An 11,227-nucleotide genomic window follows, 5' to 3' on the forward strand; every position below is an offset into this window, starting at 1 on the left:
GTCGAACATGACTGTAGATTATGTCCTCCACCTTTACTACCTCATGTTCAATACCATAATTCACAAATTCTCCAAGCAGTGTTTGATAATTTCTTATGTTTTTCTGGATTGTTAAACCTTCTGTCTTCTAAAAAGTCCTGAAATGCAAATTTGAGCAAAAAAAACCACTCCCTAAATTTTATAGGAAGTGGTTATTGCTATTGATATAATTTTTTACATAACTACTTCTCAAAATGGGGGGAAAATAGCTATAACTATTTCTCAAATGTAGGGCTCAAAAGCCTTACATCATGCCGCCCATTCCACCCATGCCGCCCATGTCAGGCATTGCAGGACCAGCTGGTTCTGGCTTATCAGCCACAACTGCTTCAGTTGTTAAGAACATAGCCGCAACAGATGCTGCATTTTGAAGAGCAGAACGAGTTACTTTCGTTGGGTCAACGATACCAGCTTCGATCATGTTTACCCACTCGCCAGTAGCAGCATTGAAGCCTGTGCCGACTGCTTCACGCTTTAAGCGATCAACGATAACAGATCCTTCAAGGCCAGCATTTTGAGCGATTGTGCGAACTGGCTCTTCCATCGCACGTAATACGATGTTGATACCTGTAGCGATATCACCTTCAGCTTGAAGTTCAGCAACCTTGCTGTACACATTTAGAAGGGCAACACCACCACCGGATACGATCCCTTCTTCAACAGCTGCACGAGTCGCATTCAAAGCATCCTCGATACGAAGCTTACGCTCTTTTAATTCTGTTTCAGTTGCAGCACCAACTTTGATTACTGCTACACCGCCAGCTAATTTAGCTAAACGCTCTTGTAATTTTTCACGGTCAAATTCAGAAGTCGTTTCTTCTAATTGTACACGGATTTGGTTCACACGAGCTTGGATTTCCTCAGTTGCACCAGCACCTTCAACGATTGTTGTGTTTTCTTTTGTCACAACAACCTTAGAAGCACGTCCTAAAGATGTGATAGTTGCAGTTTTAAGGTCACGGCCAAGTTCTTCTGTGATTACTTCACCGCCAGTTAATGCAGCGATATCTTCAAGCATTGCTTTACGACGGTCACCAAAGCCCGGAGCCTTAACAGCAACTGCATTGAATGTTCCGCGAAGCTTGTTCACTACTAATGTAGATAATGCTTCACCTTCGATATCTTCAGCAATCAATAATAATGGTTTACCTTGTTGAACGACTTGCTCAAGAACTGGTAAGATTTCTTGAATGCTGGAGATTTTCTTATCAGTGATTAAGATATATGGATTTTCTAATACAGCTTCCATTTTATCGGTATTCGTTACCATGTAAGCTGAAACATATCCGCGGTCAAATTGCATACCTTCCACAACATCTAGCTCAGTTGTGAAACCTTTTGATTCTTCAATAGTGATAACACCATCGTTGCCAACACGCTCCATTGCTTCAGCGATTAATTGACCTACTTCAGTATCATCAGAAGAAATAGCGGCTACTTGTGCGATAGACTCTTTTCCTTCAATTTGTTTTGAAATTGATTTTAATTCACCAACTGCCGCAGCAACTGCTTTTTCAATCCCTTTACGGATTCCCATTGGGTTTGCACCAGCAGTTACGTTCTTTAAGCCTTCACGAATCATCGCTTGAGCAAGAACTGTTGCAGTAGTTGTACCGTCACCGGCAACATCGTTTGTTTTGCTTGCTACTTCAGCAACGAGCTTTGCACCCATGTTTTCGAATGCATCTTCTAATTCGATTTCTTTAGCGATGGTTACACCGTCATTTGTGATTAAAGGTGAACCAAATTTTTTCTCAAGAACCACGTTGCGTCCTTTAGGTCCAAGAGTTACTTTTACTGCATTTGCAAGTGTATCTACACCACGTAGCATTGCGCGGCGCGCTTCTTCACTAAACATAATCTCTTTAGCCATTGTTCAAAAAACCTCCTCTGAATTTATAAAAACTATATTTTTTAATTTTCCTTATTCGCCGATAACAGCAAGGACATCACTTTCACGTAGTAATAAATATTCTGTACCCTGGTATTTCACTTCTGTACCAGCATACTTTGAGAAGATAATACGATCGCCTACAGAAACTTCAAGTGCTACACGCTCGCCATTTTCAAGCACACGGCCAGTACCTACTGCAACAACTTTTCCTTCCTGAGGCTTTTCTTTAGCTGAGTCTGGTAAAACAATACCGCTTGCAGTTTTTTCTTCTGATTCAACAAGCTCAATGACAATGCGATCACCTAATGGTCTTAACAAATCAAACAACCTCCTCAAAAATATATGTAATTCTGACATTATTAGCACTCCTCATACATGAGTGCTAACACAATTATTATAATAATGAATTTGACAATCTTTTGCAAGTTTGATGTATATATTTTTTCATAAAAAAATATAAAAACGAAAGTATTTTTGTACAACCTTACAAGTATATGATGCCAATGAAAATCTATACATTTCTTTTATAAAAAGTTTCTAAATTGAAACAAGACTGGTTTTAAGAGTAAAATGAAGAATACGCAGAAAAACTTTGAGTGGATGTTAAAAGGAGAGAATTAGTTGAAACGGGAATATTGGATAATCTTAATTGTTTATATTGCCATGCAGTTTTCAAGTCTTGCAGGAGTCCCATTACTTATGTACGGCTTTAAATTATCCGGAATCAGCGGGAGGCTTGCAGTACCAGTTTGGCTGGTGATCAGCTTTTCCTTAGCACTTATTATTACGCTTATTATTTTACGGAAAGAAATGCGGAGCAATCGGAATGAAAGAGGAACCTCTTTGGGTCTCTCGATTATTTGGGCAATTTTTGGTGTCTTCTTAGCACTATTTGCACAAGCGATCGCAGCAAATATTGAACGGTTGATTGGTATCGAAATGGGCTCAGAGAACACAAAGGATATTATTCATATTATTGAGGAGTTCCCACTTGCCATCCTGGTCAGTTCTATTTTCGGTCCGATTTTAGAAGAAATAGTGTTTCGGAAAATCCTTTTCGGCACGCTGCATAAACGTTTTAACTTTTTTATATCGGCTATCATTAGCTCGGTCATTTTTGCTTTAGCGCATATGGAACTGGAGCATATTCTCCTTTATTCCGCAATGGGCTTTACTTTCGCCTTTCTTTATGTAAAAACAAAACATATCTTAGTACCGATTTTTGCTCATGTGACAATGAATACAATGGTTGTCATTGTTCAATCCGCTTACAAAGACGATATTGAAAGATTAATCCGGGATGCAGAGTCGATGCAAAACTTTATCGGAGGATTTTTATGAGACGTTCACCCTTGTTTTCCAGCGTGATTTACTTCCTGCTCGGAAGTTTATTTACATATTTCGCCATACATGATGTAAATCAAAATGGCTGGGGATTTTTTAGCTATCTGCTTGTCATATTAGCCACATTTGATTTCGGCTCCAGCCTTAAATTATTTTTCTTTTATAAGAAGTATAAGGATCAGTTGAAAAAATAAAAAAAGTTGACCCAAATTATGTTTGGGCAACTTTTTTTAATAGAAAATAGACGTTTTTGTGTAATAAACTAGTAATTTCGATAGCTTTTTTCCGGTGAAAAATTTTTATCTGCGATTAAATGATCTTTATCTGCGATAATCAACGATTTATCTGCGATAAGCGCTATTTTATCTGCGTTCCTCCCCTATTTATCTGCGTATCGATTTTCCCTCAAATTTCTCTTTCAGCACCAACTTCCTTTTTCAACACCATCCGTTCTTTCCCCATTGTAAAAATGAGAAGAAACGCTATTCCAGCCGGAACGAGAGCCCATGTAAAGGTTTGAACAATGGAACTTGAGAGGGCCTCAGTGATTTTTTCTAAAATTTGCGGCGGTATGTGGCTTCGTGCCTGCTCTTGCAATAATGCACGTGAATCACCAAATCCGTCTTTTGGCATGGGTCCCATTCCAGCAAAAGCATCTTCTAGATTTCCTTTAAAGCTATTCCGCTGAATCGAACCAAAAATCGTAATTCCAATCGTCATCCCCAAAGAGCGGATAAAGTTGCTTGTGGAGGTTGCAGAGCCCCTCTGCTGCATTCCAAACGGATGAATCGCCGCCATGCTTAACACGGAGAAAGAAAATCCCACCCCAAAACCAATGATAACCATATAAAGGGTAAGTACCCATCTGCTTGTATCAACGGTTAAGGTGCTTAATAATAAAATCCCTGCTATTAAAATCACACTAGATAAAAACATGATATTGCGGTAGCTTAACTTCGTGGTTAAAAAACCACCGACTTGTGCCGTTACCACCGACCCAAGCATCATCGGCAAGAGGATTAACCCTGAATTTGTAGCACTTCCGCCATAAACACCTTGAACAAAAATTGGTATATAAACAGTTGCTGCCATAAATGCAGCTCCATAAAATAAACCAACTAGCGTACTGCCGGCAAAGAGGCGATGCCGGAACATCGTGAACGATATAATTGGGTCCTTTGCCCTCGTCTCCACAAACAAAAAGATGAGAAATAGGACCGCAAATCCCATAAATAAACTTATTATCGTACTTGAATTCCAATCATATTTCTGTCCCCCCAGCTCAAGAGCAAACATTAAGCAGACAACGGCCCCAATCAATGTAACAGCGCCCCACCAATCAATCGCCTGCTTTTGATGAATAGGAGATTCCTTATAGAAGGCAATGATAAAAATAAACGAGAGAATCCCAAGGGGCAAATTGATATAGAAAATCCAATGCCAGCTAATATGGTCGGTAATATACGCCCCTAACAGGGGTCCAAAAATACTGGAGAGACCGAAAACTGCTCCGAACAGTCCGCCCATTTTCCCGCGCCTTTCGGGAGGAAACAAGTCAAACATAATGGTAAACGCAATCGGAACAAGTGCCCCCCCGCCGACTCCCTGAATCGCGCGATACACACTTAGTTGGGTAATTGTTTCTGCTGTCCCACATAAAATCGAGCCAGCCATAAACAAAATCAACCCCATGATAAAAAACCTTTTCCGACCATACATATCCGACAATTTACCGAAAATCGGCATCCCTGCCATCTCCGCTACCATATAGGCGGATACCACCCATACAAAGTTCTCAAGCCCTCCGAGGTCGCCGACAATCGTTGGCATTGCCGTTACAACAATGGTATTATCCATTGACGCCATCAATATTCCGAGCAGCAGACCAGCTACCACAAATCCTAATTTACTATTTTTCGCTTCCATCCCATTCTCCTTTAAATTTTCTTCGACGTTTTTACTGTTGCATTTGAATCTTGTATAAAATCATCTTTATACTCTACCAATCCGATTGTGCAGCCGGGTCCAATTTTGACCGTATTTCCTCTTACAGTTTCTGCTTTCGTATTTTCTAAATAAAGGTCGTCTCCTTCAATCACCTTTGCTGTAAGGGTACCTTCCTCACCTACAAAAGGTAAAAGAGAGTTTCTTTTTCTTTTTATCGTGATTTTCCCGCCGCCGATTTCCTCCGCACGGCTTTCCCCGAACCGTAAAGAAATTTTAATCGTATCAGCATTTAATAACCCTTTGATTTCAAACCCGCCACTTGAATCGAACGTTTCATATTCAACATCGCCTGCAACTGCAATACTGCCTTTAACATTGGCTGTATCACCATTAAGGCTTTCTCTAACATCAAGTGTTCCCAGGATTTTTATTTTTTTCAAATAAGCTTTGCCGCCAATTTCCATTGTACCCATTACCAGCAAATCTTCTAACTCGGCATTCCCTTTTACCTCTGCCTCACCTAAAACCTTCATCGAACCTGTTTTGAGATTTTCCGCAACCTCTGTCGTTCCATAAACCTTAAACACGGAAGCTTCAACATCATCAACGATCGTACCCTCGCCGCGGACACTGATTTTATCATATCGTCCGCCGGGATAGCTCCCTGAGCCGTTAATAATTAGATTTTCTTTACTTTTCATCTCCCTTATCCCCCCTCATTACATTTTTTTGCTTTCGCCCACAACAGCACTTGAATCAATAGAAAGTTCATCTGTATATTCGACAACGTCAATTTCACAATTTTGGCCAATGGTTACATGGTTTCCCCGCACTACTGCAGCCTTCGTATTTTCAAGTTGGATCATATCGCCCTCAATGATTTCCACCCTTAATTGAGTTTGAAAAAGAGATTTAAATAACCCCAGCCAAGACGGCTTATATTTCACAACAATCGATTGCCCGCCAATTTCCTTCGCCTGGCACTCTCCAAAAATCTTAATATCCACTTCATCCGCATTTAACAGACCGCCAATCGTAAACATCGATTCAGCCTTGAAAAGTTCTGCCTCACAATCCTCTCCCACTGTCAGCTTTCCTTTTACCTTTATTTCTTCTGCTTTGACTTTACCGCCAACAGAAGCTTTTCCTGAAACCTTAAGTTTTTCAACTAATAGGTTTTTTCCAATTTTTGCAGTGCCATCAATAGAAAGGTCTTTAGCCGCAACGGTTCCACCTATTTTGGCCATCCCATTAATTTTGGCAATTTCAGTGTGGATGTTCCCCTTGACCGTCCCTGTTCCATTACATTCAAATCCCTTACATTCGACATCGCTGTTTACCGTTCCCTTTCCGTTGAGTGTTACCTGATGAAACTGTCCGCCATTCGATGCCCCGAAGCCATTTATAACCAGGTCTCCCCTTTTTTGCATCTCCATTCCCATTCTCCTTTATAATAATTTCGATTTCATTTCTTCCATACAGGCCATTAGCGACAGCTGAGCAACAATTTTCATTCCTCGTTCAAAATGAAAGGACTCTGTATTGATTAACAAAAGACAGGAGGATACCCCCAACTTTCTAGTAATCACCAGTTCGGCACTTTTTTGCTTGATCATTGATGCTTGATCCTTTAATACCTGGAGTACCATTTTTCCTTCTTCGAGATTAATTTGACCTGATTGCAACAGCTTTTCTAACACAAACACTTCAAGCATTCTTGAAAAACTAAATTGTAAACTGCCATTTTCATTCTCTAAGTAAAAATTTATAACCGTTTCTGAAACAATGTTACGCCTTATTAAATCATCTTTAGTTAAATTTAAGTCAGATATATTGGGAGAAAACATATCGGCAAGTTCATCCAGTGATAGATTTTCTTTCATCGTTTGAATTTTATTGATTCGTTCTAAGATTTTTTCTTTTGGAAAAAAGGTTTCCTGTCCGGTAAACGTTGATTTCCGGATAAACCAATCCTCCGGGATCAAGTCCTTGCGTTTCCACCTATACAGCTGCCCATAGGAGATTCCTGCTAATTCCAATAATTCTTTTTTCGATATTAACTCCTCGTTCATTGTAATGGCCCCTTTCTTGTTTTTAATGTAACATAACACTGTTACGTTGTAAAGGTAGCTTTGTTTTATCGAATAAAAAAACCTTCCCATTTTCATGGAAAGGTTGATTCTCAAATTTATTCTGCTATTTCCGCTGTTGGGTAATGCTTTAAAAAGTAAACAAGTGATTGAAGCTCTACGGCAAGGTCGATGTGATGAACCCTAATGGAAGATGGTATATTTAAACGGGCGGGTGTGAAATTTAAGATTCCTTTCACCTCAGCACTCACAAGCCGGTCCGTAATGATCTGCGCCACTGGAGCAGGAACGGTTAGAATCGCAACCTGAACATTTTCCTCCGTAATATACTTCTCTAAATCATCCATATGATAGACCGGGACATCCCCGATGGTCGTACCCATTTTATTCGGGTCCACATCAAAGGCGCACGTAATTTTTGTATTATTATTTTTTAAGAAATTGTAGTTTAAAAATGCTGTTCCAAGATTACCAACGCCGATTAATGCAACCTTTGTTAATTCATCCTGGTCCAATGTCTTTCGGAAAAAGGTTAGTAAATAATTCACATTGTAGCCATAACCTTTTTTCCCAAGGGCGCCAAAATAGGAAAAATCTCTGCGGATTGTTGCTGAATCCACTTTTACCGCTTCACTTAATTCTGCTGAGGAAACTCTCTGTTTCCCTGAAGCATACAGATTTTGAATAAATCGATAATATAAGGGTAGTCGCTTTGCTGTTGCTTGTGGAATTTTCATTGTTTCGTTTGTCATATTCCTCCTGCACCCCCGCATAATTAATTTCGTTCATATTTTAAAAAACATTAGTTCTTTTAAAATCGCCGTTTTTACCGCCGGTTTTTTCTACTAAATAAGTCGGTCCAATCACCATGCCCTTATCAATTGCTTTACACATATCATAGACGGTCAGAGCACAAGCAGATGCAGCTGTTAGCGCTTCCATTTCAACACCTGTATTCCCTTTTGTTTTAACGGATACGGCAATACCTAATTTATACATCTCTTGCTGATCAGGTTCCCAGGAAAAAGAAATATTCACCCCTGTTAATGGAATCGGATGACACATCGGAATAATATCCCATGTCTTTTTGGCCGCCATAATACCGGCAACCTGGGCTACTGCTAGGACATCTCCTTTTTTCATCTCATTGTGGGTAATTTTATCAAATATTTCTTTACTGACGGTAATACTGGAATGAGCTAATGCGGTGCGGGCAGTCTCCGGTTTATTACTAACGTCCACCATTTTTGCTCTGCCCTCTTCATTAAAGTGAGTAAATTCTGCCATATAAAAATTCCTCCTTTCAAATCATACACTATTTTTCAGTCTATGTGTGTGAAACTTTGAGCGAATCATTCCTATATTTTTAACATTTTTCCAACATTTTGGGCCAATGCACCCTTTGCGGCCTGCGTTTTATTGCCGACACTCTAGGAATACGGTACACTATTTCTATGTAATAGAGGTGAAAAAAACAATGATTTTATTGCAAGTGAATCAATTAGCAAAATATTATGGTGCTGACCTTATTTTATCGAATATAAAACTGGAATTACAAACACGGGACCGTGTCGCTTTAGTTGGACGAAACGGCGCGGGAAAGTCGACGTTGTTAAAAATTATCGCCGGGCACCTGTCACATGATGGCGGAGAAATCATCAAACCAAAAGAAGTGACCATTGGGTATTTAGCGCAAAATACGGGTTTAGAGTCTAATTTGTCCATTTGGGAAGAAATGCTGACTGTATTTGAACCATTGCGCGCGATGGAAAAAAATTTAAGACAGCTTGAAGAACAAATGGCAGACCCTGCTGCAATCGCAGATACAAGCAAATATGAGAGGATTCTAAAAGACTATGACCAGCTTCAGGTGAAATTTAAGGAACAGGGTGGATACCAGTATGAGGCGGATATTCGCTCCGTGTTGCACGGGTTAAATTTCCCTGATTATTCCTTAATGATAGCGTCTTTAAGCGGCGGTCAAAAAACCCGTTTGGCCTTAGGGAAATTGCTGCTAACCAAGCCGGATATTTTAATTTTAGACGAACCTACCAACCATCTAGATATTGATACCCTCTCCTGGCTGGAGCAATATTTGCAAAGCTACGATGGGGCAATTCTAATTGTATCCCATGACCGCTATTTTTTGGACAAGGTTGTGACACAGGTCTACGAGGTTTCTCGAAAGCAAATCCAAAGATATACAGGCAATTATAGTTCTTACCTTGAACAAAAAGCGGCAAATTATGAACGTGACCTGAAGCTTTATGAAAAACAGCAACAGGAAATTGCCAATCTACAAGATTTTATCCAGAAGAATTTAGCAAGGGCCTCGACAACGAAACGAGCCCAGAGCCGACGAAAAAAACTTGAAAAGATGGATGTAATCGATCGACCGTTAGGGGATGAAAAATCAGCTTCCTTCTCGTTTGAAATTGAGAAGCAAAGTGGAAATGATGTCCTAACCTTCGATTCTCTTGCTGTCGGATATGACGGCGAAAGAATTTCAGAGGGAATTTCCTTTCGAGTATTTCGGGGCGAAAGCATCGCCCTGGTGGGCCCTAATGGAATTGGAAAATCGACGCTATTAAAAACACTCATTAGGAAACTTCCTGTATTAGCCGGAAATATCCTTTATGGGACAAATCTTTCAATTGGTTATTATGACCAAGAACAAGCGGAATTAACCTCCAATAAGCGTGTGTTAAATGAACTGTGGGATGATTATCCACTAAAAAGCGAAAAGGAAATTCGCACAGTTTTGGGTAATTTCTTATTTTCCGGGGATGATGTTTTAAAAATTGTTTCTACCTTGAGCGGTGGCGAGAAAGCACGGCTTGCTCTTGCGAAATTAATGCTGGAAAAGGCTAATCTATTAATTTTGGACGAACCTACCAACCATCTCGATTTGGATAGCAAGGAAGTTCTTGAGAATGCTTTAATCGATTATCCAGGTACAATTTTGTTTGTTTCCCATGACAGATATTTTATTAACCGTATCGCTACAAAGGTTGTTGAGCTAAGCCGTCATGGCAGTTTAGAGTATCTGGGCGATTATGATTATTATTTAGAGAAGAAACTGGAACAGGAAGAGATTGCGGCACTTGAGGCTGCGGCTTCGGCTGCTGCTAAAAAAGCCGGACAGGAGGACGCTTCTGAGAAGAGCATTTATCAACAGGATAAAGAAAGTAAGAAGCTCGAACGGCAGCGCAAGCGCAAGTTAGAAGATATTGAGATAAAAATTGAGGGCCTTGAGGAACAAATTCAAAGTTATGAGGAGCAATTATGTGACCCGGATGTTTTCCAGGATCACGAAAGGGTGTTAGAAATTACCCAGTTGAATGAAAAAGCAAAAGCGGAACTCGAACATTTAATGGAAGAGTGGGCAGAGCTTGCCGAATAAAATGAGTTGGTCCTTCATCCGAGTGGTGAAGGACTTTTTTGTTAGTTTTTAGGGTATTTTGGACTTCATTGGCTTTATGAGGACCATTTTCTAAGCTCTTGTGATGTGTTTTGGCTTTCATTCGCTTCATGAAGACCATTTTCTAAGCCCTTGCTATGCGTTTTGGCTTTCATCCGGGGAATGAAGACCATTTTCTGAGCCCTTGCTATGCGTTTTGGCTTTCATCCGCTTTATGAAGACCATTTTCTAACCCCTTGCTATGTGTTTTGGCTTTCATCCGCTTCATGAACACCATTTTCTGAGCCCTTGCTATGCGTTTTGGCTTTCATCCGGGGAATGAAGACCATTTTCTGAGCCCTTGCTATGCGTTTTGGCTTTCATCCGCTTCATGAACACCATTTTCTGAGCCCTTGCTATGCGTTTTGGCTTTCATCCGGGGAATGAAGACCATTTTCTAAGCTCTTGCTATACGTTTTGGCTTTCATCCGCTTCATGAAGACCATTTTCTGA

Annotated in this window: 11 protein-coding genes; 3 read left to right on the top strand and 8 right to left on the bottom strand. The window is 40.1% G+C overall.

Annotated features, from left to right (window positions below):
- Positions 1–283: 283 nt before the first annotated feature.
- Both groL and groES read right to left on the bottom strand, forming a co-directional pair.
- Entirely contained in the window at positions 284–1,912 is a 1,629-nt protein-coding gene (gene groL, locus E2K98_RS27015) for a chaperonin GroEL (RefSeq protein ID WP_133339657.1), read from the bottom strand.
- 51 nt (positions 1,913–1,963) lie between these two features.
- Positions 1,964–2,251: a co-chaperone GroES gene (groES, locus tag E2K98_RS27020; RefSeq protein WP_026573991.1), complete on the bottom strand. Its 288-nt coding sequence runs from the start codon at positions 2,249–2,251 to the stop codon at positions 1,964–1,966.
- A gap of 303 nt (positions 2,252–2,554) precedes the next feature.
- On the opposite strand from groES, the gene E2K98_RS27025 reads away from it, so the two are divergent.
- Positions 2,555–3,274 carry a CPBP family intramembrane glutamic endopeptidase gene (locus tag E2K98_RS27025; protein WP_133339659.1) on the top strand — a complete coding sequence of 240 codons (720 nt, stop codon included), beginning with the start codon at positions 2,555–2,557 and terminating at the stop codon, positions 3,272–3,274.
- Positions 3,271–3,471: a YdiK family protein gene (locus E2K98_RS27030; RefSeq protein ID WP_133339661.1), complete on the top strand. Its 201-nt coding sequence runs from the start codon at positions 3,271–3,273 to the stop codon at positions 3,469–3,471. The genes E2K98_RS27025 and E2K98_RS27030 overlap by 4 nt, the downstream gene beginning before the upstream one ends.
- 211 nt (positions 3,472–3,682) lie before the next feature.
- Here the strand turns inward: E2K98_RS27030 and E2K98_RS27035 are convergent, their stop codons facing one another.
- The 6 genes from E2K98_RS27035 to moaC all read right to left on the bottom strand — a co-directional run bounded on the left by E2K98_RS27035 (position 3,683) and on the right by moaC (position 8,601).
- Entirely contained in the window at positions 3,683–5,203 is a 1,521-nt protein-coding gene (locus E2K98_RS27035) for an MDR family MFS transporter (protein WP_133339663.1), read from the bottom strand.
- Between the two features lie 11 nt (positions 5,204–5,214).
- Positions 5,215–5,925, bottom strand: coding sequence for a cytoplasmic protein (locus tag E2K98_RS27040; protein ID WP_133339665.1), 711 nt, complete (start codon positions 5,923–5,925; stop codon positions 5,215–5,217).
- 18 nt (positions 5,926–5,943) lie between these two features.
- Positions 5,944–6,660 carry a bactofilin family protein gene (locus tag E2K98_RS27045; RefSeq protein ID WP_133339667.1) on the bottom strand — a complete coding sequence of 239 codons (717 nt, stop codon included), beginning with the start codon at positions 6,658–6,660 and terminating at the stop codon, positions 5,944–5,946.
- A 12-nt stretch (positions 6,661–6,672) separates the two neighbouring features.
- Positions 6,673–7,296, bottom strand: a complete 624-nt coding sequence (locus E2K98_RS27050) for a YhbD family protein (protein ID WP_133339669.1) — start codon at positions 7,294–7,296, stop codon at positions 6,673–6,675.
- A 116-nt stretch (positions 7,297–7,412) separates the two neighbouring features.
- Positions 7,413–8,066, bottom strand: coding sequence for a redox-sensing transcriptional repressor Rex (locus tag E2K98_RS27055; protein WP_133339671.1), 654 nt, complete (start codon positions 8,064–8,066; stop codon positions 7,413–7,415).
- Positions 8,067–8,106: 40 nt separating this feature from the next.
- Entirely contained in the window at positions 8,107–8,601 is a 495-nt protein-coding gene (gene moaC / locus E2K98_RS27060) for a cyclic pyranopterin monophosphate synthase MoaC (RefSeq protein WP_133339673.1), read from the bottom strand.
- A 190-nt stretch (positions 8,602–8,791) separates the two neighbouring features.
- Between moaC and E2K98_RS27065 the strand changes: the two genes are divergently transcribed.
- Positions 8,792–10,717, top strand: a complete 1,926-nt coding sequence (locus tag E2K98_RS27065; RefSeq protein WP_133339675.1) for an ABC-F family ATP-binding cassette domain-containing protein — start codon at positions 8,792–8,794, stop codon at positions 10,715–10,717.
- Positions 10,718–11,227: the final 510 nt, after the last annotated feature.

It is taken from the genome of Bacillus salipaludis, assembly GCF_004358205.1.